Genomic DNA, 25,167 nt, shown 5'->3' with positions numbered 1-25,167 from the left:
GAACCAACGAAATGCTTTCCCTGACCGCCATCACCAAGACGGGGGGCCGCGTCATGACTGAGCAGTGGCGCGACATCCCCGATTGGGTCGGCTACTACCAGATATCCAACTACGGCAGGGTACGAAGCGTCAGCCGCAATCTCGTTCGCTCGAATGGGTGGCGCTACCGCGTACGCGGGAAGGTGCTCAAGCCCATCCCGGTTAACGGACGCCCCCAGCACCTATCAGTCACCCTGGCCAGAGATGGTCACAGACATGTCCGGCTCGTGTCCGTACTGATGCGGGAAGTCTGGGGAGAACTGTCTAACGGCGTTAGACAGTCTGGGGCTGCAGCATGAGCGGCTGGGAGATGAGTGCCGAAGAATTCGTCGGCTCTTTTTTGCACGGCATCTATTACCGCATGAAGGTTGATGAACTCGGCGTTGAATTCGACAAATGCGACGAGTCCGACTTACGCGCTATCGGCGCTATGTCCACGCTGGGATACAGGCTAGCCGCGAAGGCGGAAACACCCGCGGATTGTAGTTTTAGTCGCCTGTGCGTCCTCACAGGGGCCATTCTGCTAGCCAAACGTGGCCCCGAGGGTGCACGTGTCGCAGCGGAATGGCGAACCGCACTAAACGAATACATGGAACTCAACGGAAATTACAACGAAGGTGGTAAACTCAGTGACTGAGCAGCACGGTGAAAACCCCCCGCCCACGGTTAGCGCCCCGGCGGACACGGTGAATAACTTCCCTGCGGTACGGCCCACGGAACTCTCCCCGGCCGAAATCACATCACGCCCACGGGGTGTCGCGATGGACGACGCGAAACGCATCGCCGAGATTGAAGCCAAGTTGAAACGGCTCAACGGCAAGGCGGAACTTAACGGCAAGCAGTGGCAATATTTCTGCGAGCTCGTCGGTGAACGTGAGTCAATCCGCAACCCCAACTGGCGTGAAGACATCAAAAACTTCTTAGACCAATTAGGGAAGAAAAATGTGGACTCAGGCCCAGCAACAGAGGCTCGATGAAATCTCAGCGGAACTCATACCGCTTGTCGAGAGCAAAAGCATCAGCGACGCGGCATATTGCCGCATGAAGTCACTCACCGATGAAGGTGAAAGGCTATTGACCAAAAAGAACACCCACCAGGCGGCTTTGAAGTGGGCCGGCTCGGCTGACCCCATTCCATACGGCGGACCGACCAATGGGTACGGCGACCGCGACAACGGCATCGCGTTCAAGGGCTTCGGCCCTGGAATGGAAAACCGTATCCAGCCGACCTCCGTCTACTCGATGGACCGCGAGCAGATCGCGGCGCTGAAACAAGCTGCTCAGCAGCGGATGCCGTTCAAAGTGCATGTCGGCTCCAAGGGCCTCGAGCACGGATTCATGGACGGTATGCGGACCAAGGCCGCGCTGACTGAAGGTGGCTTGAACAACGCGCTCCCGCCGATCCAGCAGCCCGGACCTGGCGGCTTTTGGGGCCTGCCCTACGAGCTGACCCGAGTCGCGAACTTCTTCCCGGCCGCGGCGATGGACGGCCCGGGTATCGCGTACTTCAAGCACACCGCGAATGCGGCTGAGGCTGCTTACACGGCCGAGGGTGCAACGAAGCCCGACATCTCGCCCACCGTGACCGAGACGTACGTGCGCCCAGCCAAGGTGGCTGGCAGGTTCCTCGCCACCCACGAGCTGGTTCAGGATGCCGGTGATGCGTTCGCGCAGATGCTGGTTACCGAGCTGGCTCGCAGCGTCTACAACGCTGAAAGCAACTTGTTGCTGAACGGCACCACGGGCGCTAATGGATTCGCCGGCATTAACAACGTGTCGGGAACCCTGACCACTGCACTCGATTCGGCCAATAGCGAGAGCCCGCTCGACACGCTGAGCCGCGCTTTTGTCGCCTTGAGGAACGACTACTTCGTCCCGGATAGAGTCTTCATCCATCCGAGCACGCTGGGTGCCATTCGCCGGTTGAAGGACGACAACCACCGCTACCAGTTGGATCTCCTGCAGGGCGCTGGCGCTATCAGCGGCACCAACGAAGAGGAAACCATCTTCGGTGTGCCGTGCACGCAGACCACCCAGCAGGCCGCAGGTACAGCCGCAGTGCTATCGGTGCAGTCAGGTGCAGCCGTGCTGTACGTCCGCGAAGCTCTCACAACGTTTTTCGACCCATATAGCCAGGCGTCGTCGAACATTTATCAGTACATCGCGGAAACCCGTATTGCGCTGGCCACCCCGCGGCCGACCGCTATCAACCTCGTCTCCGGATTGCCGACCTCGTAATGGCCGCCAGGGTAATCAAACGAGGAAAGGCCGAGAACGTGGTGATCGACGGTGCACCGGCGCCTGAGAAGCAGGTGACGGTGAAAGTCATTGATAGGTGGTCGGTTGTTCACGACGACCAGCGGTACGTCAAGGGCGACTCCGTGAGTGTGCCCGAAAGCGTTGCCCAGGAATGGGAAGACAGCGGCTACGTCGAACGCGTCAAGTAGATGATCTTCGGTGGCCTGGCGTCAACCACTGCCAGAAGGGCTCCATGCCCGGGCATCAGTGATGGCTCAGCCAGGACGGCGCTCCTTTAATTGCCCGAGCTGCGACCAGCGCCGGGCCACCGAAACCCCACCGCGAGACCGAGGATCACCATTGACGATTCGACAGCGCGATAAGCGGGATACCTCTCGCTACCGCACGAGGCGTGCTGACTTCGTGGCGCAAGCCCGCGCGGTCAACGCACCGTGCTGGCTGTACCCGTTAGGGCATTGCGTGTTCGATGGCGCACCCATCGACTACAACGCGGTCGGTAGAACTCCGCTCTCGCCTGAGTTACATCACAAGCGCCCAGTTGCTACCCACCCCCACTTGGTGATGGAGAGCGCCAATTGGGCCATAGGTCATGCCCGTTGCAACCAGGTGTTAGGTGTGAGGTCGCCTCTGGCGAAGCCGCGCAGACCATCGACACCTCGGCGCGGCAGATGGGCGCGGGCAGCATGGTGACCGCTATTAGACACGGCCGGGAATCAGACCGGCAGCCTCACGCACCAGGTGAGCAAAATTGCTCACCAGCATTGCCAGAATGTCTGCTGGCTTACTGCGAGTCTCTGACCTGCGCAAATGGCGAGGGGGTGGGCAAATCGCCCTCCGACCATCCGGCCACCCTAGGGGGCGCCTCGGAGATTTTCGCGCACACGAATTTAATTGCCAACGAACACGCGCGGACGCTATTGCACACGCCCACGTGTTCTACCAGCGGAGATGGATAAGATTATGGCCGAGCATGGGACTTTGAGCCGCTATAACAACGGTTGTCGCTGCGAACAATGCCGTACAGCAAACTCCCGTTATCGTGCAGCAAAGCGCGGGAACGGGGCGCCGGCAGACGAGGGTGCTGGTCAAGGCCCTGGGATGGTGGAGCAAGCTGTGCGCATTGAGGCGGGGTTTGCTGCGGAAGCTAGGCCTGGGCTTGCCGCTATGGCGTTCCAGCTTGCCGCGTTGATGGATAACCCCCGTGCAACGAACCAGTGGCCGGCGGCGAGCAAGGTTCTGGCCAATTTGCTTGATCAGCTGCAGAAGGTGAACGCGCCGAAGCGCCGTTCCCACCTGGCGCTGGTTAAGGAAATGACCTCGAAGGGCGGTGCCTGATGGCGGATTTTCACGCCGCTGATTTGTGGGTAGCCGTGGTGCCCCACACGGATGGCATCTCTGCCGCGATGGAGAAGGCCGGTAAGGACGCGAAGGACAAATTCGGGGGCGCGGTTAAGGGCATCGGCAAGAGCGTCGATGATGAGCTGGATCGTTCCGGCGCGAAGGCGAAGGACACGTTCGACAGCGTCGGTAAGACCGCTAGGGACTCGCTGAGGGGCGCGTTCAGGGACATTCCGACAGCTCTGGACAGCACCAAGCACGCGTTCGACGGGCTGGGTGACCTTGCCAAGACGGTGGGATTGGACATTTCTGGTTGGCAGCAGCCGTTGGAGGGCGCTGATCCGCACATCAAGGGCTTGGACGACAAGCTCAAGGACGCGTTGGGCAGCGTCGGGAGTATCTCGTCGACGTTTGAGGGCCTGCCGGGGAAGATCGGTGCGGCGGCCTCACAAGCGACGCTGTGGGCCGGGGAGATCGGAGCGGTCGTCGCGGGGCTGCAGCTTGCGGAGCCGATCATCGACAGGATCGACCAGAAGATCCACGACAGCAGCTCGTTTGGTAGATGGTTTGAGGATCTGCCCAAGCCCGAAGACATGGGGAACTGGCTCGGAGAACACCTCGGGGCCAAGCAATCTCGAAAGTTCTTCGGCAACCTCTTCGGGTATGACCCAGAGCGGGGCAAGGGCTCGGATGACCCGCTGCCACCGGGGGCGACGAGGTTGTCGGATGGCAGCATCAGCTTCTCTGGCGGCGGCATTGAGCCCTACCCGCAAAACTTTATCGGCCCTATACCTCCTGGGGCGGTGCGGGCTCCGAATGGGGTGGCTCCTCCGGTTCCGGCGGCTTCGGGGCCGGGCAACTTTTACAAGGACTGGTATTCGGGCGGATCGTCATCGTCGTCGACACCCACGCCTGAGCCGGCGCCCGCGCCTTCACACAGCAGCGGCAGTGGTGGCGGCGGTACCAGGATCGGCGGCAGCAGCCTTAGCACACCCAGCGTCAGTAGCCGCGCGGACCTCCATGCGGCTGGCGGCAGGGTGGCGAATCTGTTCGCGTTCGCGAAATCCCTTGAGGGAACCCCGTATAGCCAGGCACTGCGCAATGACTGCTCGGGCATGGTGGCCAAGCTGGCCAACGTCGCGCTCGGGCTCGACCCCGTAGCCAGTTTCAGCACCGTGAATGAGGGCCAGTGGTTGTTCTCTCATGGCTTCGAGCCAGGTCTTGGCGGTCCGAACGACTTCAATATCGGTTGGTATGACCACGGTGGCGGCAATGCCGGCCACACAGCGGCAACGCTGCCCGGTGGTATTCATGCCGAATCAGGTGGCTCCCATGGCTCATTCGCACTCGGGGCCGGCGCTGCGGGTGCCGAAGATCCCGAGTTCACTCAGCACGCGCACCTGTCCATGGGCAACTTCAAGGCGTCGTCGCTGGCGGGCGCTCAAATCCCTACCGGCGCTGAGCATGACCCGCTGTATGTGACGTCGACGGGGCCTGGCGGTCAGAGCGGCGGTAGTCCGTTTGAGTCTCAGGGTCAGCAGCTCGGCCAGGGCTTGGTTAATGGTGTTCTGCAGATGTTCGGGTTGGATGGTTCCGTGTTCGGCGGGAAATCCCCGCTGGACTTCGGTGCCGTCAAACTCGGCGGCGGCCTACTCAACTACGGCATGGGATTAATGAACAGCATGGGCGGCGGTCCGATGGGAGCCCCCGGCATGAGCTCGGGTGGCGGCGGCGGTGGCCTGTTGTCTGAGCTCGCCGGACTGATCCCTCATCCCGGCCCGATGGTGTCCGCAGGCGCGGGTCCGGCTGGCGGTTCGTTCGGCATCAAGGACGCTGTGGGCGGCCCGACAACCATCCACCAGGACAACCGAATCATCACCTCGGGCAACACGATCAAAGACAATGGCGAGCTGATCATGCTCCAACAATGGGAACGGAACTCGCGATTCCACAGCTACCAGGGCGGTCTGCCGGCGCCGTCGTAGGGTAGATCAGCGGCGCTTCAGAATTTTAGGCCAGCCCGAAGCTTGCTGAAGATCTTGTCCGCCGCGGCGCGGTGCTCGACTGGAATAGAGTTGCCCTCCGGAATGGTGATTTCACCGTTGGTGAAGATGACCTTGATGGGGATGGCGGGCTCAAACGTGGTCGGTTTGCCTGTAGCCGCATAGAAGGCCCCGTATTCAAGCCTGAGGATGTCAGCTAGTGGCCGGACCCACGCGGACCAGTTTGATGGGGTGAGCTCTTCCTGGCGCTCGGCCTCTTGGTCATATAGCTCGTGTTGGTACTCAACCCTGATATGGCCAATTGCGCTCTCGGTGACAATCCAGCATTGCCACACCGTTGTGGATGCTGTGGGGTAAGACACCTGTGACCAGCTTGCCGCCGTGTCCGCGTCGCCGATGATTGAGTTCAGTGCGACGACGACCGCCTTCGGAGCTACCCGTCCCTCAACGTCTGCTAGCGGTTGAGTGTTCGACCAAGTTTTTTCGTTAATTTCCACGAGGACAAGCCTTCCAGAAAATCATCGATCTTTGACATGCATCGTCGCGCATGAAACGGGCCGCCCCTTGGAGAGTAGGGGCGGCCCGTTCAATTACTCAGACGCGGATGTAGGCGGATCGGTTCCACGCCGCTGGCGAGGTTTCGCGACACTTCGGATCACCGCCCACATCACCGCGATGACGAAGCCGACCGTCACGACGTTAATCACCAACCCTTGACCGGCTGACGGCAGCAGCGCGACGACGGCCAGCGCACCCAGCACGACAATGAGACGCGCCCAGACGGGCGCCTTCTGCCAGATGTTCGGTTCGTCGGTGCTCATCGCCCGGCCCACTCATCGGCCTGGTCGGCTGCATCCAGCAGAGCCGCAGCCAACTGGCGCGCCTGCTCGGCGGTGAACTCCACATCGCTATCAAGATCCACGCGAACCGCCGGCGGCTCGGGGCGCGGTGCAACCGTGCCATCCGCCCGCTGGATTGCGGAGGCTCGCACGACCACATCCGAGCGCATGGGGACACTGTGGGGCGGACCGAGGACGACGCGCTCGCCGTACTCCCATATGTCGGCGGAAAGGGCGCCAGCGGGCAGTGGGACGTTGGGCCTTGGAGTCGGTGTGGTGGGCATGGTGTGATTTACCTCTCAGTTAGGTGCATCGAGGCAGGTAGCTCGATCAAACATATTTCACACCACAGCGCCGACATGTGGCCTGGTCTTTGCAGGTCAAGCACAGCGTTTGTTCGCCGCTAATCGCCAAGTACGTCGAGCGGTTGATGCAATCGGACCGCTAGTCGCGACGTCCGGCGCTGCCAACCCACTCGGCTGCGCAACGCCTTCCGCGGACGTCCCGCTGTTCGAGCCGCGGCAATAACGGGGGCGTCCCCGTGGTTCATACTGAATGCAACACGTGGGCTTCTCGTGTGAGCCGTTTCGACAGTGTTCCCGCCGGACAGCGGGAACGGCGAGGTAGCAAAAGATGACGAGGTTGGACTCCGTCGAGAGGGCGGTTGCCGACATTGCGGCCGGCAAGGCCGTCATCGTCATCGACGACGAGGACCGCGAGAACGAGGGCGATCTGATCTTCGCCGCCGAAAAGGCGACCCCGGAGATGGTGGCCTTCATGGTGCGCTACACCTCGGGATACCTGTGTGTGCCGCTGGACGGTGCGATCTGCGACCGGCTGGGTCTGTTGCCGATGTACGCGGTCAACCAGGACAAGCACGGCACCGCCTACACCGTCACGGTCGACGCACGACGCGGCGTGGGCACCGGGATTTCCGCCTCGGACCGGGCAACCACGATGCGCCTGCTGGCCGATCCCGCCAGCGTCGCCGACGACTTCACCCGGCCCGGTCACGTGGTTCCGTTGCGCGCCAAGGACGGTGGCGTCTTGCGCCGCCCCGGTCACACCGAGGCGGCCGTCGACCTCGCCCGGCTGGCCGGACTGCAGCCCGCTGGCGCCATCTGCGAGATCGTCAGCCAAAAGGACGAGGGCGCGATGGCGCAGACCGACGAACTGCGGGTGTTCGCCGACGAACACGACCTCGCGATGATCACCATCGCCGACCTGATCGAGTGGCGACGCAAGCACGAGAAGCACATCGCGCGGATCGCCGAGGCCCGGATTCCGACGCGGCACGGGGAATTTCGCGCCATCGGCTACGCCAGCATCTACGAAGAGGTAGAGCACGTCGCGCTGGTGCGCGGCGACATCGCCGGGCCCAACTCCGAGGGTGACGACGTGCTGGTGCGCGTGCACTCCGAATGCCTGACCGGTGACGTGTTCGGTTCACGCCGCTGCGATTGCGGGCCCCAGCTGGACGCGGCGATGGCGATGGTCGCTCGCGAGGGACGCGGCATCGTGCTGTACATGCGCGGCCACGAGGGCCGCGGCATCGGGCTGATGCACAAGCTGCAGGCCTACCAATTGCAGGATGCCGGTGAAGACACCGTCGACGCCAACCTCAAGCTCGGATTGCCTGCTGATGCAAGGGATTACGGTATCGGTGCGCAGATACTGGTCGACCTCGGGGTGCGCTCGATGCGGCTGCTGACCAACAACCCGGCCAAGCGGGTCGGGCTGGACGGGTACGGCCTGCACATCATCGAGCGCGTGCCGCTACCGGTGCGCGCCAACGCGGAGAACATCCGTTACCTGATGACGAAGCGGGACAAGATGGGCCACGATCTGGCCGGACTGGACGACTTTCACGAATCCGTTCACCTGCCAGGTGAATTCGGCGGTGCTTTGTGAGTGGTGGCGCGGGCGTGCCGGAGATGCCGGCGCTTGACGCCGCTGGTGTGCGGCTCGGCATCGTGGCAAGCACCTGGCACAGCGAGATCTGCGATGCGCTGCTCGACGGCGCACGCAAAGTCGCCGCCGACTCGGGTGTCGACGACCCCACGGTGGTCCGCGTGCTCGGCGCGATCGAAATTCCGGTGGTGGCACAGGAACTCGCCCGCAACCACGATGCCGTCGTCGCGCTGGGCGTCGTGATCCGCGGGCAGACACCGCATTTCGAATATGTCTGCGATGCGGTAACCCAGGGACTGACCCGGGTCTCGCTGGACGCCTCGACACCGGTCGCCAACGGCGTGCTGACCACCGACAACGAGCAGCAGGCGCTGGATCGGGCCGGGCTTCCGGCGTCGGCCGAGGACAAGGGGGCCCAGGCGGCCGGGGCGGCCCTGTCCGCCGCCCTCACCCTGCGTGAGTTGCGCGCTCGGTCGTGACGTCGCCGCCGGACCGCGAGACCTGGGACGCGGTGTTGCGTCCCCACCGCACCCCGTTATTCGCTTACGGGGCGGCGTTCCTCATCGCCGCTGCGCACATCGTGGTGGGCCTGCTGCTCAAGGTTGGCTCCACCGGGGTGGTCTTTCAGACCTCCGATCAGGTGGCGATCGCGGCGCTGGGCCTGGTCATCGCCGGCGTCGTGCTGTTGTTCGCGCGGCCGCGGCTGCGAGTGGGACCGGCCGGTGTTTCTGTGCGAAACCTGTTGGGGGACAAGCTGATCGAATGGCCGGATGTCGCCGGCGTGTCGTTCCCGGTGGGCCACCGGTGGGCGCGGATCGACTTACCCGACGACGAGTACATACCGGTGATGGCCATCCAGGCCGTCGACAAGGGCCGCGCCGTCGCCGCCATGGATACGGTGCGTTCGCTGGTGGTGCGCTATCGACCGGACCTGAAGACGCACTGAGCGCTGTACCATCGGCCGATGGCACTTCAGGCACCGGCGGCCGCGCTCGCCGTCGTCGCCATGCTGGCGCTCAGTGGGTGCAACGTAGTGGTGGGGGGACGGGCGGTCGGGGCGTCCGGTCCGTCGAAGGAAGCGCCGTCTGCGCCCGTGAAACACCCGATGGCCCGGGCGCAAGACCTGCTGCTCCAGACCGGGGACGACACGCCTTTCGGGCCGGCGACCGCGATTCCGTTGGGCGACAACTACTTCACCATGGCCCAGCCCGCGGATTGCGAGGCGGCGGTGCTGTTCGAGAACTCGCCCCTACGGCCGCCCGGCGCGTCCGAGCACGCCGAGTCCGCCTACCAGTTCGCCGGTCCGGCAACCTACGGCGAGTCGGTCGACCTCTACGGCGACCCGCTGGACGTTCAACACGTGGTGGTCGACGGTTTCATCGCCATCGCCCAGTGCCGCCACGAAGCGGTCGGGGTGAGCCGAGACGGACAGTCGGCGTCGATGCACCTCAGCGACGTCGACACCTCCTCGCACGCCGCCGTGGTGTGGACCATGACCCAGCCGGGCTGGATCTGTCACTACGGGCTGGCGGCCCTGCCGCGAGTGGTCCTGTTGCTGTCGGCCTGTGACGACAAGCCCGGGTTCCCCATGGCGGACTGGACGTCGAAACGCCTCGCGCAGATCAGCGGGCGTACCGCCTAGAAACCGGGGCGGGCTACGGCGGGGGAAGCCGCTCAGTACCGAACGCAATCGGTCAACATTTGCCGCAGCACCGGCATGGCCTGCGCGGCCCCTCGACTGTGCTCGATCGCATGCAGCAGGTCCAGCCGCTGGTCGGGCGACGAGGCCAGGTACTGCTGCAAGAACTGCTGATTCGGCGGCGACTGCTCGAGGTACTCAGCGGCGCTGGGATTTTCCGCGTGCACGGCCCGCATCGCCTGGTCGTAACTACAGGTGGCGTTGATCATCGGAGCGTAATCAGGGTCGGCCGATGCGATGCCGGCCCCCGCCGTCGACGCCAGCGCCAGACCACCGATGGTGGCGGCCACGTCGATTAGCCAGCGCTCCACCATCTATCGGACTCCTCGCTCGGGGCCTCATTTTAACGTCGAGCCACAAGCTCGGTGGGCGGAATTCAAAGCCGTCCACGCCGGCGGGGCTTCTAACTACCTGCCGTTCCTTCGTCGGTGTCGGGGCTCCAGCTGCTCGGCAACAGCGGCAGCCTCGGGTTGTCATCCAATGACGCGCCGGCAAGCGTGGTCAAACCCACCGGAGTGGCGCCGGCCTCGCTTACGGTGCCGGCGAACCCCATGCGCCCCGCGCCCCGATCCGAAGCCGTCGCCGAACGGTCGGCGAATTGTGCCCCGGACCCGTCGTCGAGATATTCGTAGCGGTGACCGGGGTCGATCAGGCCCGGCCTGGTGCGCCGGCGGCGCCGGGCCTCCCGGGCGGCCGCGACGGCCGGCGCCGCGACGGCGTCGGGCTCGGGCGACTTCTGCCCGGCGCGCGTCCCGACACTCATGTTCGTGCCGGCCCCGAGGCCCGGAGGGCCGACCACGTAGGGGTAGCTGACGGCCGGGACCCCGGGGGCGGGCGGCGCCGGCGCCGCGGCGGACGCCGAAGCCGTCGCCGGGGTGGGCGCATGCATCGGGGCGGTCGGCGGGGTCGAAGCCGGCGCGCCGAGGCCGGGGGCCATCGCGGCGGGCGCTCCGGTGTGGGAGGGAGCCGGCGCGGGCGCGGCCACCGCACCCGGCAGGGTGGGGGCCGGTTGTGGCACGCCCGCCAGCCCGGCCAACCCCGTCAAACCCGCGGCACCCGCGACGGGGATGGAGGGGGCGATCAGACCGAAAGAGAGTTGCATCAAATTCGGCACCTGGGGAAGGAACGTGTAGAGCGCCTCGCCCGCCCAGTGCGGGACCTTGGCTGCGAGCAGCGGGTCGCCCATCAGAGTGTTGAGCACGGTGGACGGGTTGGATCCAGATTGGCTCAGGTCCCCGTCGAGTTCTTGGGCGACTTCTTGCACCCGGGTGACCCACCAGCTCAGCTGATCTGCGCCCCCGCCCGCATCTTGGTTGGGCGGGTTCGCCAGCTGGATCGGCGGGGGCGGGGCGGTCGGCGGGACCCACGTTTGCGCGGTTTCGGACACCGCTTCATAGATCGCCATGGTGGTGGCCGCCTGCAGCCACATCCGCAGATAGTCCATTTCGTTGAGCGCGATCGGAATCGTGTTCACGCCAAGAAAATTCGTCGCAACCAACTGCGCGAAAGCGGCGTGGTTGGCCTCCAGCTCCTCCAGTGTCGGCATGGCCGACAACGCGGCGGTATAGGCCGCGGCAACGGTGTCGGCTTCCAAGGCGGCCGCCGAGCTGTCGGCGCTGTTCTGCAAGAGCCATGCCAGGTACGGCACGTGCGCGGCCACGAATTTCTCCGCAGTCGGACCCTGCCACGTCCCCGCCTGCACCTCGGCCAGCAAGTCGCTGAGTTCGGCGGCCGCCGTGTCGTATTCGGCGCTCAAGGCCTGCCACGCCTGTTCTGCCGCGAGCAGCGATCCAGGCCCCGGGCCGCTGGACAGCGCCGCCGAATGCACTTCGGGTGGGAAGGCGGCCCAGATCGGCATGGTCACGTGGCATCACCGACGTGCGCCCGTGTTGCCATGTTGAGCTCCTCCCGACGAACCGTCAGCGAGCCGCTTCATCCGGGCCTCCCAGTGCTTTTCAGCGTTATCGGCGATGCGGCGTGGCGGTCTGTGCGGCGGCTCGCCATCGCCAGTACCCCGCGGATCAACCGGCGCGTCCACCTGATGCGACGAGCCGGCTGAACACTGTGACCGCGCGGATAGCGATCCGCAATTACCAAATCTTACGCTGAAATTATCCGCAAATACGGATATAAATGGTGGATTTCACCGGAGATGCTAAGCAAATTGTCAGTCATCGGTCAGCCGGACCAGGAAGCCGTTCAGGATCAGCGTCCGCGCCAGCCCCGCCTGCTGCGCCGCGGTCAGCCCGGGTAGGTCCCCGACCCGGAACGGCCCGCTACTGCCGGCCAAGAACAGCATCGCCGCTTCATGGTCGGCGCCGGCGCCCACTGACAGCTGAGCGAACTGCAGCACGACGCGGTCATCGACGCGCGCCACCCGCGCATAGAGCGGTTCATACTTTGCGACCAGCGTTTGCCCGTCGATACCGACTGTGTCGCTGACCCGCCCGACCGGTGGGCATCGGCCGCGCCGGACCAAGACGTCGGCCAGCGCGTCGAGGCTTTCGTTGAGGATCTCGGCATTGTCGACGGCTCGCAGGCTGTCCCGCACGATGCCGCCCAGGCCGGCACGGGCGGTTGCGTCATTCAGGTGTCGCGGCGACAGGCGCGCGTGCACGCGTGGGTCACGCAAACTCAGCGCGTACAACGCGTGGGTGATGAGCGTGAGGACGGTGGGCGCATGAAGACCGATCGTCAGATGGACCGACGGCTCGGAGTGCGTCTCGGCCGAATGCACCTGGCCGCGCGGCAAATACAGCACGTCGCCCGGTTGCATGCGCATGTCGGTCGACGACGCGAGCCCGCCCGCCCCCACCCCCTTGCGCCGCTGGATCTCGTGCGGCGGCACGGCGGCGGTGTCGGACACATGCCACGTCTTGGATCCCTCGATCTGCAGGACCAGCACGTCGTGTGGGTCGTAGTGCGGGACAAAGCCGGTCGATTCCGGTGGCGTGACATAGGCGTTGACTCGCGTCGGGAAGTTCAGCTCGACCTCGATGGAGTGCGACAACGACGCGATCGTGCGCGAGTACCGCTCGAGCCCGTTGAAGACGATGGTGTAGCCGTCGGCCAGGCCGTCGCGTACCAGAACCGGGTCCAAGCCGCCGTCGGCGCGGCGGTAGGTCGCCGGATCCCTGTCCTCGCCGCCCTTGACGAGCCGCACGGCAGACGGTTCCGGCTGCACCCGTTCGAGGAGCTCGCCGACCGCCGAAGGGCCGGGCAGCAACGGGTCGAAGTAGCCCGGAAGGCATCGCTTGATGTGGTGGTGCCTTATTGCCCAGATCTCGTCGAGGAAGGTGTCGACGTCGACGGGCTGCAGCAACCAGGCTAGCGAGGAATCGACGGTAATCCCCCCAGACATCGTGGCGACCGGTACGCACCACAGTAGACCGGCGCCGCACGCTCCCCGCCTTTCTGGGCACCGCACCGGCGGCTATTAGCCTGGATCTGTGCCCGATCCCGCCACCTACCGCCCCGCGCCCGGGTCCATCCCGGTCGAGCCCGGCGTCTACCGATTCCGGGATCCGCACGGGCGAGTCATCTACGTCGGCAAAGCCAAGAGCCTGCGCAGCCGGCTGACGTCATACTTCGCCGACATCTCCAGCCTGCACCCGCGAACCCGGCAGATGGTGACCACCGCGGCCAAGGTCGAGTGGACGGTGGTCAACACCGAAGTCGAGGCGCTGCAGCTCGAATACAACTGGATCAAAGAGTTCGACCCACGTTTCAACGTCCGCTATCGCGACGACAAGACCTATCCGGTGCTGGCGGTGACCCTCAACGAGGAATTCCCGCGGCTGATGGTCTATCGCGGCCCCCGCCGCAAAGGGGTGCGATATTTCGGACCGTACTCGCACGCGTGGGCCATCCGGGAAACGCTGGATCTGCTCACCCGGGTGTTTCCGGCTCGCACCTGCTCCGCGGGAGTGTTCAAGCGGCACAAGCAGATCGACCGACCTTGCCTGCTCGGCTACATCGACAAGTGCTCGGCGCCGTGCATCGGCAGGGTCAGCGCGGAGCAGCACCGCCAGATCGTGGACGATTTCTGCGACTTCCTGTCCGGCAAGACCGACCGGTTCGCGCGGGAGCTGGAACAACAGATGAACGCCGCGGCCGAGCAGCTGGATTTCGAGCGGGCCGCCCGGCTGCGCGACGACCTGGGCGCGGTGAAGAGGGCGATGGAAAAGCAGGCCGTCGTGCTGGGCGACGGCACCGACGCCGACGTGGTGGCGTTCGCCGACGACGAGCTCGAGGCCGCGGTGCAGGTGTTCCACGTCCGCGGCGGCCGGGTCCGCGGTCAGCGCGGCTGGATCGTCGAAAAGTCCGCCGACCCCGGCGATTCCGGTGAGGAGCAGCTGGTCGAGCAGTTCCTCACCCAGTTCTACGGCGAGCAGGCCGAATTGGGCGGTGCCGCAGACGAATCGGCGAACCCGGTGCCGCGCGAGGTGCTGGTGCCCTGCCTGCCGTCCAACGCCGACGAGCTGACGAGCTGGCTGTCCGGTTTGCGCGGATCCCGGGTGGCGCTGCGGGTGCCGCAGCGCGGCGACAAACGAGCGCTGGCCGAAACGGTGCAGCGCAACGCCAAAGATGCGCTGCAACAACACAAGCTGAGGCGGGCGGGCGATTTCACCGCCAGATCCGCTGCGCTGCAGAACATCCAGGAGGCCCTCGGCTTGTCCGACGCGCCGCTGCGCATCGAATGTGTGGACATCAGCCATGTGCAGGGCACCGACGTGGTGGGCTCGCTGGTGGTGTTCGAGGACGGTCTGCCGCGCAAATCGGACTACCGGCACTTCGGCATCCGGGAAGCCGCCGGGCAGGGGCGCTCCGACGACGTCGCCTCGATCGCCGAGGTGACCCGCCGGCGCTTCGCGCGGCACCTGAGTGAACAAAACGACCCGAATATGCTTTCGCCGGAAGGAAAGTCTCGCCGCTTCGCCTACCCGCCGAATCTGTATGTCGTCGACGGCGGTGCGCCACAGGTCAACGCGGCCAGCGCGGTGCTCGAGGAACTCGGCATCACCGACGTCGCGGTGATCGGCCTGGCCAAGCGGCTGGAAGAGGTGTGGGTGCCCTCGGAGCCCGACCCGGTCATCATGCCGCGCAACAGCGAGGGGCTGTATCTGCTGCAGCGCGTCCGGGACGAGGCGCACCGGTTCGCGATCACCTACCATCGCAGCAAGCGATCCAAGCGAATGACGGCGTCGGTGCTCGATTCGGTGCCAGGATTGGGAGAACATCGCCGTAAGGCGTTGGTAAGCCATTTCGGATCGATAGCCCGCCTCAAGGAGGCCACCGTCGACCAGATCACCGCCGTTCCCGGCATCGGTGTGGCAACCGCCACGGCCGTCCTGGAGGCGCTGCGACCCGATCAGTCCGAGGCGGCGCAATGACGGGCCCGGGCGAGTTCGCGGGCGGCCACTCGGTGGACGCCCCGCCCGGTATCGATGTCGTTCTGGTGACCGGATTGTCCGGGGCGGGTCGAGGTACGGCAGCCAAGGTGCTCGAAGACCTCGGCTGGTATGTGGCCGATAACCTGCCCCCGCAGCTGATCACCCGGATGGTCGATTTCGGTCTGGCCGCCGGCTCGCGGATCACGCAGCTGGCGGTGGTGATGGACGTGCGATCGCGTGGCTTCACCGGCGATCTGGACTCGGTGCGCACCGAGCTCGCCACCCGAAACATCGCCCCGCGCGTCGTGTTCATGGAAGCATCCGACGACATGTTGGTGCGCCGCTACGAACAGAATCGTCGCAGCCACCCGCTGCAGGGCGATCAGACCCTGGCCGAGGGGATCGCCGCCGAGCGCCGGATGCTGGCATCGGTTCGCGCCACCGCCGACCTGATCATCGACACCTCGACGCTCTCGGTACGCGGCTTGCGCGAGACCATCGAGCGGGCATTCGGCGGTGCCGCCAGCGCGAGCACCAGCGTCACGGTGGAGTCCTTCGGCTTCAAGTACGGCCTGCCGATGGACGCCGACATGGTGATGGACGTGCGGTTCCTGCCCAACCCGCACTGGGTCGACGAATTGCGGCCACGCACCGGCCAGGACCCGGCGGTGCGCGATTACGTGTTGAGCCAGCCCGGCGCGGCCGAGTTCCTCGACGCCTACCATCGATTGCTATCTCTGGTCGTCGACGGCTACCGCCGGGAGGGCAAGCGCTATATGACGGTCGCCATCGGCTGTACCGGCGGCAAGCATCGCAGCGTCGCGATCGCCGAGGCTTTGATGCAGTTGCTGAACGCCCAGAAGGGGGAAGCCCAACTGTCGGTGCGGGTGCTGCACCGGGATCTGGGCCGCGAATGACCGAGCCGATGAACCGGGGCATCGTCGCGATGGGCGGCGGACACGGCCTGTACGCCACGCTGTCGGCGGCCCGCCGGCTGACTCCCCATGTCACCGCGGTCGTCACCGTCGCCGACGATGGTGGTTCCTCCGGCCGGCTGCGCAGCGAACTGGACGTCGTGCCCCCGGGCGATCTGCGAATGGCGTTGGCCGCCTTGGCATCTGACAGCCCCCACGGACGGCTGTGGGCGACGATTCTGCAGCACCGGTTCGGCGGCACCGGCGCCCTGGCTGGGCATCCGATCGGCAACCTGTTGCTGGCCGGCCTGTCCGAGGTGCTGGCCGATCCGGTGGCCGCGCTCGACGAGCTGGGGCGCATCCTCGGCGTCAAGGGGCGGGTGTTGCCGATGTGCCCGATCGCGCTGCAGATCGAGGCCGACGTTTCGGGCCTGGAAAGCGACCCGCGGATGTTCCGGCTGATCCGCGGCCAGGTGGCGATCGCGACCACCCCGGGCAAAGTGCGCCGCGTGCGGCTGCTGCCCGACAACCCGCCGGCGACACGGCAGGCCGTCGACGCCATCATGGCCGCCGATCTGGTGGTGCTGGGCCCGGGCTCGTGGTTCACCAGCGTGATCCCGCACGTGCTGGTGCCCGGGCTGGCGGCGGCGTTACGGGCGACCACCGCGCGGCGGGCCCTGGTGCTCAATTTGGTGGCCGAGCCCGGGGAGACGGCCGGCTTCTCCGTCGAGCGTCATCTGCACGTGCTCGCCCAGCACGCACCGGAATTCAGCGTGCACGACATCATCATCGACGCCGAACGGGTGCCCAGTGAGCGCGAACGCGAGCAACTGCGCCGCACCGCCACACTGCTTTCGGCCGAGGTCCACTTCGCCGACGTGGCCAGACCTGGTACACCTTTACATGATCCAGGCAAGCTCGCGGCGGCCCTGGACGGGGTCCGGGCGGCCCGTAAAGCGCCGGGAGCGTCTCCGGTCACGGCCACCGCGGATATTCGGGTGGACGGTGCAAGCCCACAAGCCGGGGGCGGGCCGGCCGGCAGTGGACCAAGGGGTGACGACGCGTGGCGATGACGACCGAAGTCAAGGACGAACTGAGCCGCCTCATCGTGAAATCGGTCAGCGCCCGCCGGGCGGAAGTCACCTCTCTGCTGAGGTTCGCCGGCGGGCTGCACATCGTCGGCGGTCGCGTCGTGGTCGAGGCCGAGGTAGACCTGGGCAACGTCGCGCGACGGTTGCGCAAAGACATCTTCGAACTCTACGGATACAACGCCGTCGTGCATGTGTTGTCGGCCAGCGGGATTCGCAAGAGCACCCGATACGTCTTGCGGGTGGCCAATGACGGTGAGGCACTCGCCCGCCAGACCGGCCTGCTCGACAATCGCGGCCGCCCGGTTCGCGGCCTGCCGGCGCAGGTGGTGGGCGGCAGCGTCGGCGATGCCGAAGCCGCATGGCGGGGAGCCTTCCTGGCGCATGGTTCCCTGACCGAGCCGGGACGTTCGTCGGCGCTGGAAGTCAGCTGCCCCGGCCCGGAGGCGGCGCTGGCACTGGTGGGCGCCGCGCGGCGGCTCGGCGTCAGCGCGAAGGCCCGCGAGGTGCGTGGCGCCGACCGGGTGGTGGTGCGCGACGGTGAGGCGATCGGGGCGCTGCTGACCCGGATGGGCGCCCAGGACACCCGGCTGGTGTGGGAGGAGCGCCGGATGCGGCGCGAGGTTCGGGCCACCGCCAACCGGCTAGCCAACTTCGACGACGCCAACCTGCGCCGATCGGCGCGGGCGGCCGTGGCGGCGGCGGCGCGGGTGGAGCGGGCGCTGGAGATCCTGGGCGACACCGTTCCAGACCATCTGGCCTCGGCCGGGAAGCTGCGCGTCGAGCACCGGCAGGCATCGCTGGAAGAGCTCGGCCGGCTCGCCGACCCGCCGATGACGAAAGATGCTGTGGCGGGCCGTATTCGGCGGCTGTTGTCGATGGCCGATCGTAAGGCGAAGGTCGAGGGTATTCCCGACACCGAGTCGGCCGTCACGCCGGATTTGCTTGAGGACGCCTGATCGCGTCATTGTTGGGCATTTGCTGGTGAGGACGGGCTTCGGGGGGCTACGGTCGGGTGATGAAACGGCTTTCGAGTGTCGATGCGGCTTTTTGGTCGGCAGAAACCGCGGGCTGGCACATGCACGTGGGGGCGTTGGCGATTTGCGACCCGAGGGAGTGCTCTGAGTACAGCTTTCAGCGCCTGCGTCAATTGCTGATCGAGCGCCTGCCCGAGGTGCCTCAATTGCGGTGGCGGGTCACCGGCGCGCCGCTGGGCCTGGACCGGCCCTGGTTCGTCGAAGACGAAGACCTGGACGTGGACTTCCACGTCCGCCGCATCGGCGTTCCCGCGCCGGGCGGTCGTCGCGAGGTCGAGGAGCTCGTGGGTCGGTTGATGTCCTACAAGCTGGACCGCTCCCGGCCGCTGTGGGAGATGTGGGTGATCGAGGGCGTCGAGGGCGGCCGGATCGCCACGCTGACCAAGATGCACCACGCGATCGTCGACGGGGTCTCGGGCGCCGGTCTGGGTGAGATTCTGTTGGATGTCACGCCGGAACCGCGTGCGCCGCAACAGGAAACGGTCGGATCGCTGGTGGGTTTCAAACTGCCGGGATTGGAGCGGCGCGCCGTCGGAGCGCTCATCAACGTCGGCGTGAAGACGCCGTTCCGCATCGCGCGGCTGATGGAGCAGACCGTGCGCCAGCAGGTCGCGACCCTGGGTGTGCGCAGCAGGCCGCCGCGATATTTCGAGGCGCCCAAAACCCGCTTCAATGCACCGGTCTCGCCGCACCGGCGCATCACCGGCTGCCGCGTCGAGCTGGCCCGCGCCAAAGTCATCAAGGACGCCTACGGCGTCAAGCTCAACGACGTCGTGCTGGCACTGGTGGCAGGCGCCGTGCGCGACTACCTACAGAAGCGCGGTGAGCTGCCGGCCAAACCGCTCATCGCCCAGATCCCGGTCTCGACACGCACCGACGACGACAAGGACGACGTCGGCAACAAGGTCAGCTCGATGACCGTCTCGTTGGCCACCGATGTCGACGACCCGGGGGAGCGGCTGCGGGCCATCCACGAAAGCACCCAGAGCGCCAAGCTGATGGCCAAGGCGTTGTCGGCGCACCAGATCATGGGACTGACCGAGACCACCCCGCCCGGATTGTTGGGGCTGGCCGCCCGGGCCTACACGGCCAGCGGGCTGTCGCGAAACCTGGCTCCCATCAACCTGGTCGTCTCAAACGTCCCCGGCCCGCCGTTCCCGCTGTATATGGCCGGCGCCAAACTCGATTCGCTGGTGCCGCTCGGGCCGCCGGTGATGGACGTTGCGCTGAACATCACCTGCTTCTCCTACACCGACTACCTGGACTTCGGTTTCGTGACGACGCCCGAGGTGGCCAACGACATCGACGATATGGCCGATCGCATCGAGCCGGCGCTGACCGACCTCGAGAAGGCCGCCGCGCGGGAGAATGGCTAGGCGTCAATCGGGTTCGTCGTCGTCCTCGCCGCGGAGCAATCTTTCCGGGTGGTGGAAGATATTGGTGCGGGGGCGGCCTGTGTCCAGGCGCGGTGGCGGGATCCATTCGTTATGACCCCGGGCGTTCTTGCGGGTGGTCCAGCCGCCGGCGCGTAGCAGGCGGTGGTGGGGTCCGCAGGCGAAGGTGAGGTTGTTGACGTCGGTGGTGTGGCACTTGGCGTAGTCGGTGATGTGGTGAACTTCGCAGTAATAGCCGCGCACGGTGCAGCCCGGGGCGCTACAACCACGGTCCTTGGCGTACAAGACAATTCGCTGGCCGGGTGAGGCCAGGCGCTTGGTGTGATAGAGCGCCAGCGCCTTGCCTTTGTCGAAGATCGCCAGATAGTGATGGGCGTGGCGGGCCAGACGGATGACGTCGCTCATCGGCAGGATGGTGCCCGCGCCGGTCAGGCCGCGCCCGGCGGCGGATTCCAGCTCGGCCAGCGTCGTGGTGACCACGATGGATGCCGGTAACCCGTTGTGCCGACCCAGTTCTCCGGAGGCGAGCAGAGCCCGCAGGGCGGTGTTGAGTGCGTCGTGGTTTCGCTGGCCCGCTGACCGCGGATCGTGCTCGATGGCGTCCTGGGTGGGTGCGTCATCCACACAGGGCCTGTCGTCGAGGGGGTTGCACATGCCGGGGGCGGCGAGTTTGGCCAAGACGGCTTCCAGCGTGACGCGCGCTTCGGGCGTGAGCCAGCCGCGCAGCGCCGACATGCCGTCGGCCTGTTGGTTACCCAGCGTCAGGCCGCGCTGACGCGCCCGGTCCTCGTCGGTGAAGGTGCCATCGGGATTGAGGCAGTCGGCGAGCGCGTTGGCCAGCCCGGCCAGTTGTTCGGGGCGAAACCGGCTGCCCTCCTTGGCCAACCGCGCCTCAGCCTGCTCGCGGGTTGTGAGGTCCACCCAGCCGGGGAGCTGGTGGTAGAACTTGCGGATCACCGCGACCTGACCGGCGCCCAGCGTGCCGTCGCGTTGGGCGGCCGCGGTGGCGGCCAGGGCGGGTGGGATCGGTTCGCCGGTCAGGCCGTGGCGCGGGCCTAGGTCGCGTGCCTCTTTGATGCGCCGGGAGGCTTCGGTGCGGCTGATCAGTGTGGCCTCGGCGATGGCTTGGACCACTGTGCCGCCGAGTTCGAGGGAGGGGGCTTGGCGGGCAAGGGAATTGATCAGTGGATGCTCGACGGCCGGGATGCGCCGGCGCTGCTTTTCGCAGCGCTGTAATACCGCCAGCTGTTGCTGCGGGTCGAGCGCGTCGAGGTTCAGCGCGCAGGCTCGATCCCAGGCGGCATCGAGCGCGTCGAATACCGCCTCGACATCCTGCTGGCCACTTGAACTCACACCGTCAAACTAACCGCACCCACCGACAAAATCGGCCGCTCTGTGGCCACCGAAACCAAAGTGACACAAGGGGTTACAGAAGCTAAGTAGGATCGGGTCGCCGCTAGTCGCGCTCGGGCGGATTCGTCGCGTACACCCACGACAGGAATCGAGCCACGGCCTCCGCGGACCGATGCGCCCGCGGGGAACTGAAGATGTCGAAAGCGTGTTGGGCGTGCGGTAATTCGGCGTATGCGACCGGGTTCTTGGACACCCCGCGCAGTTCCTTGACGAAATCTTCGGCCTCGCCGACCGGGATGAGCGAATCGTCGTGGCCGTGCAGGACGAAGAAGGGCGGCGCGTCGGCGCGCAGCCGCCGGATCGGCGAGGCGTCGACGTAGACGTCGCGGTGCGTGGCGAATTTCTTTTTGACAACGAACTTTTGGAGTAGGTCCACGAATTCGCGACGGCCTTCGCCCTCGGTGGAGAACCAGTCGTAGCGCCCGTACACCGGCACCGCGGCGACCACCGAGGTGTCGGCGTCCTCGAAACCGGGCTGGAATTTCGGGTCGTTGGGCGTCAGCGCCGCGAGCGAACACAAGTGGCCGCCTGCGGATCCGCCGGTGATCGCTACGAAATTCGGATCCCCGCCATAGCGGGAGATGTTCTCCTTGACCCAGGCCAGCGCTCGTTTGACGTCGACGATGTGGTCGGGCCAGGTGTGCCGCGGCGACACCCGGTAGCCGATCGACACGCACACCCAGCCGCGGGCGGCCAGGTGGCTCATCAGCGGATAGGCCTGGGGGCGGCGCATCCCGATCACCCAGGCGCCGCCTGGCACCTGCAGCAGCACCGGCGCCTTACCGTCGCGCGGCAGATCGTGGCGGCGCCAGATGTCGGCGAGATTCGCACGCCCGTGCGGACCGTAGGACACCACGTTGGTCTTCTCGACGTAGCGGCGGCGCGCGATGGTGTTTCCCAGCGGCAGGGTGCGCCGTCCGCTGCGCCTCGGTTCCGTCTGGGGCAGCTTGCTCAGCGCGTCTTCGTAGTCGTCGCCCAGTTGGTCGCGCAGCCCCGCCTCCAGCACCGGGCCGGGCGTGGTGATGCCGCGATACTTGATCACGGCCAGGATGGCCCAGGACGCCACCGTCACGGCCGCGGCGGCCTTGCCGCGCCGCCCCGCGAAGTCGCCGCGCCGCGCCCGCCGCAGCGCGTCGAGCAGCGAGGCGGAGAAGTACACGCCGGGCACCTCGGAGGCCGGCCAGCCGAACCAGAAGACCAGCACGGTGCTGTAGCCCTTGCGGGCCAGCGGGCGTAATCCGTTGGCGGCGTTGGCCAACTCGACCAAGGCCCGCGCGAGTGGCCGGGGTTTGCGAAGGGCCCGAGTCAGCCGCATCAGCCGTTGACCCGCGCTTGCAAGTCGGCGCGCAGGATCTTGCCGGTGCTGCTGCGGGGCAGCTCGTCCAGCACGGTGATGTCGCGAGGGATTTTGTAGTTGGCGAGGTTCTCCCGCACGTGCGCTTTGAGCGCCTCGGGAGCGGCGGCCGCTTGGAGCGTGGCGCCGGGCTCCAGCACCACGAACGCCGCCAGCCGCTGCCCGTACTGTTCGTCGTCCACGCCGATCACCGATGCCTCCGCCACGTCGGGGTGTGCCGCCAGGGTCTTCTCCACCTCGATGGGGTACACGTTCTCGCCGCCGGACACGATCATCTCGTCGTCGCGGCCGACGACGAACAGGCGACCCGCCTCGTCCAGATAACCCACGTCGCCCGATGACATGAAGCCGGCGTGAAAGTCCTTGGTACTACCCGAGGTATAACCGTCGAACTGGGTGTTGTTGCGCACGTAGATGCTGCCGACCTCCCCGATGGGCAGCTCGTTGAAATCCGGGTCCAGGATCCGGATTTCGGTTCCCCCCGCGGGCCGGCCCGCGGTATCGGGTGCGGCCCGCAGGTCGGCCGGGGTGGCGGTGGCGATCATGCCCGCCTCGGTGGCGTTGTAGTTGTTGTAGATCACGTCGCCGAACGCGTCCATGAACGCGATGACCACGTCGGGTCGCATCCGCGATCCCGATGCCGCGGCGAATCTCAGGGACCGGCCGCTATAGCGGCGTCGCACCTCGGCGGGCAATTCCATGATGCGGTCGAACATCACCGGGACCACGGCAAGCCCGGTGGCCTGGTGGCGGTCGATGAGATCCAGCGTGGCCTCGGGGTCGAACTTGCGCCGGGTGATCACGGTGCAGGCCATGGACGCGGCGAAGATCAGCTGGGAGAAACCCCAGGCGTGGAACATGGGCGCGACGATCACGATGTTCTCCTCGGCCCGCCACGGCGTGCGATCCAGAATCGCCTTGAGCGTGCCGATTCCGGCGTTGCCGCCGGTTTGGTTGGCGCCCTTGGGTGTTCCGGTGGTACCGGAGGTGAGCAGGATCATCCTGCCCTTGCGGCCGGAGCGCCGCGGCTGTTGCCCGGCGTGATCGGCGATCATCTTCTCGACGGTGAGATCGTGGTGCCCGTCCGTCCACGCCACGATGCGGCTGGCGTCTGGCTTGTCGGCCAGCGCGCGGTCCACCGTCGGGGCGAACTCCTCGTCGTACACCACGGCGTCCACGCCCTCGCGGTTGACCACCTCGGCCAGCGCGGGCCCGGCGAACGAGGTGTTGAGCAGCACGACGTCGGAGCCGATCCGGTTGACGGCCACCACCGCCTCGACGAAGCCGCGGTGGTTGCGGCACATGATGCCCACGACCTTCGGCTGCCCGCCGGGCAGGTGCTGCAGCGCGGCGCCGAAGGCGTTGATCCGTTCGTCGAGCTCCCGCCAGGTCAGCGTGCCGAGTTCGTCGATCAGCCCGGCACGGTCGGGGCAGCGCTGCGCCGCACCGGCGAATCCAACCGTCATGCCCATGCCCTCGCGGCGCATGGCCGCGGCCATCTTGAGGTAGCGGTCGGGTCGCATCGGCGCGATCATGCGGGCGCGGCGCAGCGTGGTGATCAGCCCGAGGGTCTCACTCAACGGATTCGGCATCGCTCAGCCCAGGATCGGGAAGCGACGCTTGGCGGCCAACTCGCTCAGGGCCTCCTGCATCACCGACCGCACGTACTCGTCGACTTCGTCGACGTCGGGGTCGTCGCCGAACTGCTTGGCGATGTCGATGGGCTTCAGCACCTGAGTCACGATCTTGGTGGGCAGCGGCAGGTTCGGCGGGATCACCGCGCTCAGGCCGAAGGGGAAGCCGAACGACAACGGCAGAATCGCGCTGCGCAGCAAGCGTTTGATGCCCAGCCGCTCGGCCAACCAGGTGCCCCGGGTCAGATAGAGCTGGGTCTCCTGCCCGCCGATCGACACCGCTGGCACGATCGGGACGCCGGCCTCGATCGCCGTGCGGATGTATCCCTTGCGGCCGTTGAAGTCGATGACGTTCTCCGACAGGGTCGGCCGGTAGGCGTCGTAGTCACCGCCGGGAAACACGATCACCACGCCCCCGGATCGCAATGCCTGCGCCGCGTTCTCCCGGTTGGCGCGGATGTATCCGGTGCGCCGGAAAAGGTCTCCGGTGGGCCCGGTCATGAGGATGTCGTGGCTCAGCGTGTAGACCGGGCGGTCGTAGCCGAGTTTGTCGTAGAAGTGGACGCTGAAGATCGGGACGTCCATGGGGAACATGCCGCCGGAATGGTTGCCGACCACCAGCGCCCCGCCGGGCGGGAACGTGTCCAGGCCGTGCACCTCGGACCGGAAGTAGGTCTTCAGGACCGGGCGCATGACCGCCATCAGTCGCTGGGTCAAGCCGGGGTCGAATTTGCCGATGTCCCCGCCGTCGGGTTTGCCGTTGTCGGTCACGTTCCTCCCTTGACGCTCGCGCGGGGCCGCTTCGCCGAGCCGAATCGATGGTAGCGACCTCCACGCGGCCGCCGTCATGGT

General features: G+C 66.3%; 26 protein-coding genes. 16 read left to right on the top strand and 10 right to left on the bottom strand.

Annotated elements, in window-relative coordinates:
• Positions 1-11 precede the first annotated feature (11 nt).
• From AC5Y7E_RS10825 to AC5Y7E_RS10795, 7 genes are all read left to right on the top strand, one after another.
• Positions 12-338, top strand: coding sequence for an NUMOD4 domain-containing protein (locus AC5Y7E_RS10825; protein ID WP_499948885.1), 327 nt, complete (start codon positions 12-14; stop codon positions 336-338).
• The gene (locus AC5Y7E_RS10820; protein WP_499948884.1) at positions 335-676 is read left to right on the top strand and encodes a hypothetical protein; all 342 of its coding nucleotides are present in this window, start codon (positions 335-337) and stop codon (positions 674-676) included. Before AC5Y7E_RS10825 ends, AC5Y7E_RS10820 begins: the two co-directional genes overlap by 4 nt.
• Positions 669-1,016: a hypothetical protein gene (locus AC5Y7E_RS10815; RefSeq protein WP_499948883.1), complete on the top strand. Its 348-nt coding sequence runs from the start codon at positions 669-671 to the stop codon at positions 1,014-1,016. The genes AC5Y7E_RS10820 and AC5Y7E_RS10815 overlap by 8 nt, the downstream gene beginning before the upstream one ends.
• Positions 982-2,277, top strand: coding sequence for a phage major capsid protein (locus tag AC5Y7E_RS10810; protein ID WP_499948880.1), 1,296 nt, complete (start codon positions 982-984; stop codon positions 2,275-2,277). The genes AC5Y7E_RS10815 and AC5Y7E_RS10810 overlap by 35 nt, the downstream gene beginning before the upstream one ends.
• A gap of 38 nt (positions 2,278-2,315) precedes the next feature.
• The gene (locus tag AC5Y7E_RS10805) at positions 2,316-2,486 is read left to right on the top strand and encodes a hypothetical protein (RefSeq protein WP_499948878.1); all 171 of its coding nucleotides are present in this window, start codon (positions 2,316-2,318) and stop codon (positions 2,484-2,486) included.
• A 976-nt stretch (positions 2,487-3,462) separates the two neighbouring features.
• Complete coding sequence (locus AC5Y7E_RS10800) at positions 3,463-3,633, top strand: hypothetical protein (RefSeq protein ID WP_499948877.1); 171 nt, start codon at positions 3,463-3,465, stop codon at positions 3,631-3,633.
• The gene (locus AC5Y7E_RS10795; protein ID WP_499948876.1) at positions 3,633-5,621 is read left to right on the top strand and encodes a hypothetical protein; all 1,989 of its coding nucleotides are present in this window, start codon (positions 3,633-3,635) and stop codon (positions 5,619-5,621) included. Before AC5Y7E_RS10800 ends, AC5Y7E_RS10795 begins: the two co-directional genes overlap by 1 nt.
• 17 nt (positions 5,622-5,638) lie before the next feature.
• Here the strand turns inward: AC5Y7E_RS10795 and AC5Y7E_RS10790 are convergent, their stop codons facing one another.
• The 3 genes from AC5Y7E_RS10790 to AC5Y7E_RS10780 all read right to left on the bottom strand — a co-directional run bounded on the left by AC5Y7E_RS10790 (position 5,639) and on the right by AC5Y7E_RS10780 (position 6,762).
• Entirely contained in the window at positions 5,639-6,136 is a 498-nt protein-coding gene (locus AC5Y7E_RS10790) for a hypothetical protein (RefSeq protein ID WP_499948875.1), read from the bottom strand.
• Positions 6,137-6,229: 93 nt separating this feature from the next.
• The gene (locus tag AC5Y7E_RS10785) at positions 6,230-6,460 is read right to left on the bottom strand and encodes a hypothetical protein (protein ID WP_499948873.1); all 231 of its coding nucleotides are present in this window, start codon (positions 6,458-6,460) and stop codon (positions 6,230-6,232) included.
• On the bottom strand, positions 6,457-6,762 hold the full coding sequence (locus tag AC5Y7E_RS10780) for a DUF6907 domain-containing protein (RefSeq protein WP_499948872.1): 306 nt from the start codon (positions 6,760-6,762) through the stop codon (positions 6,457-6,459). Before AC5Y7E_RS10780 ends, AC5Y7E_RS10785 begins: the two co-directional genes overlap by 4 nt.
• Positions 6,763-7,111: 349 nt before the next feature.
• Here AC5Y7E_RS10780 and AC5Y7E_RS10775 point away from each other — a divergent pair, with 349 nt between their 5' ends.
• The 4 genes from AC5Y7E_RS10775 to AC5Y7E_RS10760 are packed head-to-tail and all read left to right on the top strand — an operon-like array spanning position 7,112 to position 10,031.
• Complete coding sequence (locus AC5Y7E_RS10775) at positions 7,112-8,389, top strand: bifunctional 3,4-dihydroxy-2-butanone-4-phosphate synthase/GTP cyclohydrolase II (RefSeq protein WP_499919727.1); 1,278 nt, start codon at positions 7,112-7,114, stop codon at positions 8,387-8,389.
• Entirely contained in the window at positions 8,386-8,868 is a 483-nt protein-coding gene (gene ribH / locus AC5Y7E_RS10770; RefSeq protein ID WP_499919728.1) for a 6,7-dimethyl-8-ribityllumazine synthase, read from the top strand. Before AC5Y7E_RS10775 ends, ribH begins: the two co-directional genes overlap by 4 nt.
• Entirely contained in the window at positions 8,865-9,335 is a 471-nt protein-coding gene (locus AC5Y7E_RS10765) for a PH domain-containing protein (protein ID WP_499919729.1), read from the top strand. The genes ribH and AC5Y7E_RS10765 overlap by 4 nt, the downstream gene beginning before the upstream one ends.
• 18 nt (positions 9,336-9,353) lie before the next feature.
• Positions 9,354-10,031 (top strand): hypothetical protein, encoded by a 678-nt coding sequence (locus AC5Y7E_RS10760; protein WP_499919730.1) that lies wholly within the window; start codon positions 9,354-9,356, stop codon positions 10,029-10,031.
• A 32-nt stretch (positions 10,032-10,063) separates the two neighbouring features.
• On the opposite strand, the gene AC5Y7E_RS10755 is transcribed toward AC5Y7E_RS10760, so the two are convergent.
• The 3 genes from AC5Y7E_RS10755 to AC5Y7E_RS10745 all read right to left on the bottom strand — a co-directional run bounded on the left by AC5Y7E_RS10755 (position 10,064) and on the right by AC5Y7E_RS10745 (position 13,437).
• On the bottom strand, positions 10,064-10,402 hold the full coding sequence (locus AC5Y7E_RS10755; protein ID WP_499919731.1) for a hemophore-related protein: 339 nt from the start codon (positions 10,400-10,402) through the stop codon (positions 10,064-10,066).
• An 89-nt stretch (positions 10,403-10,491) separates the two neighbouring features.
• Complete coding sequence (locus AC5Y7E_RS10750; protein WP_499919732.1) at positions 10,492-11,952, bottom strand: PPE family protein; 1,461 nt, start codon at positions 11,950-11,952, stop codon at positions 10,492-10,494.
• Positions 11,953-12,255: 303 nt separating this feature from the next.
• A complete protein-coding gene (locus AC5Y7E_RS10745) occupies positions 12,256-13,437 on the bottom strand; it encodes a cupin domain-containing protein (RefSeq protein WP_499919839.1) in 1,182 nt (393 codons plus the stop codon).
• A 100-nt stretch (positions 13,438-13,537) separates the two neighbouring features.
• Between AC5Y7E_RS10745 and uvrC the strand changes: the two genes are divergently transcribed.
• From uvrC to AC5Y7E_RS10720, 5 genes are read left to right on the top strand one after another with little or no spacing between them, the layout of a single operon-like run.
• On the top strand, positions 13,538-15,481 hold the full coding sequence (gene uvrC / locus AC5Y7E_RS10740) for an excinuclease ABC subunit UvrC (RefSeq protein WP_499919733.1): 1,944 nt from the start codon (positions 13,538-13,540) through the stop codon (positions 15,479-15,481).
• Entirely contained in the window at positions 15,478-16,398 is a 921-nt protein-coding gene (gene rapZ, locus AC5Y7E_RS10735) for an RNase adapter RapZ (RefSeq protein ID WP_499919734.1), read from the top strand. Before uvrC ends, rapZ begins: the two co-directional genes overlap by 4 nt.
• An 8-nt stretch (positions 16,399-16,406) precedes the next feature.
• Positions 16,407-17,468: a uridine diphosphate-N-acetylglucosamine-binding protein YvcK gene (yvcK, locus tag AC5Y7E_RS10730; protein WP_499919840.1), complete on the top strand. Its 1,062-nt coding sequence runs from the start codon at positions 16,407-16,409 to the stop codon at positions 17,466-17,468.
• On the top strand, positions 17,465-18,442 hold the full coding sequence (gene whiA / locus AC5Y7E_RS10725; protein ID WP_040631623.1) for a DNA-binding protein WhiA: 978 nt from the start codon (positions 17,465-17,467) through the stop codon (positions 18,440-18,442). Before yvcK ends, whiA begins: the two co-directional genes overlap by 4 nt.
• Before the next feature lie 59 nt (positions 18,443-18,501).
• Entirely contained in the window at positions 18,502-19,896 is a 1,395-nt protein-coding gene (locus AC5Y7E_RS10720) for a WS/DGAT/MGAT family O-acyltransferase (protein ID WP_499919735.1), read from the top strand.
• A 3-nt stretch (positions 19,897-19,899) separates the two neighbouring features.
• On the opposite strand, the gene AC5Y7E_RS10715 is transcribed toward AC5Y7E_RS10720, so the two are convergent.
• From AC5Y7E_RS10715 to AC5Y7E_RS10700, 4 genes are all read right to left on the bottom strand, one after another.
• The gene (locus AC5Y7E_RS10715) at positions 19,900-21,267 is read right to left on the bottom strand and encodes an HNH endonuclease signature motif containing protein (RefSeq protein ID WP_499919736.1); all 1,368 of its coding nucleotides are present in this window, start codon (positions 21,265-21,267) and stop codon (positions 19,900-19,902) included.
• 103 nt (positions 21,268-21,370) lie between these two features.
• Complete coding sequence (locus tag AC5Y7E_RS10710; RefSeq protein WP_499919737.1) at positions 21,371-22,642, bottom strand: alpha/beta hydrolase; 1,272 nt, start codon at positions 22,640-22,642, stop codon at positions 21,371-21,373.
• Positions 22,642-24,273: an acyl-CoA ligase FadD12 gene (fadD12, locus tag AC5Y7E_RS10705; RefSeq protein WP_499919738.1), complete on the bottom strand. Its 1,632-nt coding sequence runs from the start codon at positions 24,271-24,273 to the stop codon at positions 22,642-22,644. The genes AC5Y7E_RS10710 and fadD12 overlap by 1 nt, the downstream gene beginning before the upstream one ends.
• Positions 24,274-24,276: 3 nt before the next feature.
• Entirely contained in the window at positions 24,277-25,017 is a 741-nt protein-coding gene (locus AC5Y7E_RS10700; protein ID WP_499919841.1) for a lysophospholipid acyltransferase family protein, read from the bottom strand.
• Positions 25,018-25,167: the final 150 nt, after the last annotated feature.

The organism is Mycobacterium sp. NGS17, assembly GCF_059813205.1.
The sequence above is the reverse complement of the archived record's forward strand: the minus strand, read 5'-3'. Positions and strand labels throughout refer to the sequence as shown.

Excerpts from the sequence above, each read along its gene's own strand:
- AC5Y7E_RS10825 (WP_499948885.1), top strand. The coding sequence starts at position 12 with ATGCTTTCCCTGACCGCCATCACCAAGACGGGGGGCCGCGTCATGACT.
- AC5Y7E_RS10820 (WP_499948884.1), top strand. The coding sequence starts at position 335 with ATGAGCGGCTGGGAGATGAGTGCCGAAGAATTCGTCGGCTCTTTTTTG.
- AC5Y7E_RS10810 (WP_499948880.1), top strand. The coding sequence starts at position 982 with ATGTGGACTCAGGCCCAGCAACAGAGGCTCGATGAAATCTCAGCGGAA.
- AC5Y7E_RS10800 (WP_499948877.1), top strand. The coding sequence starts at position 3,463 with ATGGCGTTCCAGCTTGCCGCGTTGATGGATAACCCCCGTGCAACGAAC.
- AC5Y7E_RS10795 (WP_499948876.1), top strand. The coding sequence starts at position 3,633 with ATGGCGGATTTTCACGCCGCTGATTTGTGGGTAGCCGTGGTGCCCCAC.
- AC5Y7E_RS10785 (WP_499948873.1), bottom strand. The coding sequence starts at position 6,460 with ATGAGCACCGACGAACCGAACATCTGGCAGAAGGCGCCCGTCTGGGCG.
- AC5Y7E_RS10780 (WP_499948872.1), bottom strand. The coding sequence starts at position 6,762 with ATGCCCACCACACCGACTCCAAGGCCCAACGTCCCACTGCCCGCTGGC.
- AC5Y7E_RS10775 (WP_499919727.1), top strand. The coding sequence starts at position 7,112 with ATGACGAGGTTGGACTCCGTCGAGAGGGCGGTTGCCGACATTGCGGCC.
- AC5Y7E_RS10760 (WP_499919730.1), top strand. The coding sequence starts at position 9,354 with ATGGCACTTCAGGCACCGGCGGCCGCGCTCGCCGTCGTCGCCATGCTG.
- AC5Y7E_RS10755 (WP_499919731.1), bottom strand. The coding sequence starts at position 10,402 with ATGGTGGAGCGCTGGCTAATCGACGTGGCCGCCACCATCGGTGGTCTG.
- rapZ (WP_499919734.1), top strand. The coding sequence starts at position 15,478 with ATGACGGGCCCGGGCGAGTTCGCGGGCGGCCACTCGGTGGACGCCCCG.
- yvcK (WP_499919840.1), top strand. The coding sequence starts at position 16,407 with ATGAACCGGGGCATCGTCGCGATGGGCGGCGGACACGGCCTGTACGCC.
- whiA (WP_040631623.1), top strand. The coding sequence starts at position 17,465 with ATGACGACCGAAGTCAAGGACGAACTGAGCCGCCTCATCGTGAAATCG.
- AC5Y7E_RS10720 (WP_499919735.1), top strand. The coding sequence starts at position 18,502 with ATGAAACGGCTTTCGAGTGTCGATGCGGCTTTTTGGTCGGCAGAAACC.
- AC5Y7E_RS10710 (WP_499919737.1), bottom strand. The coding sequence starts at position 22,642 with ATGCGGCTGACTCGGGCCCTTCGCAAACCCCGGCCACTCGCGCGGGCC.
- fadD12 (WP_499919738.1), bottom strand. The coding sequence starts at position 24,273 with ATGCCGAATCCGTTGAGTGAGACCCTCGGGCTGATCACCACGCTGCGC.
- AC5Y7E_RS10700 (WP_499919841.1), bottom strand. The coding sequence starts at position 25,017 with ATGGCGGTCATGCGCCCGGTCCTGAAGACCTACTTCCGGTCCGAGGTG.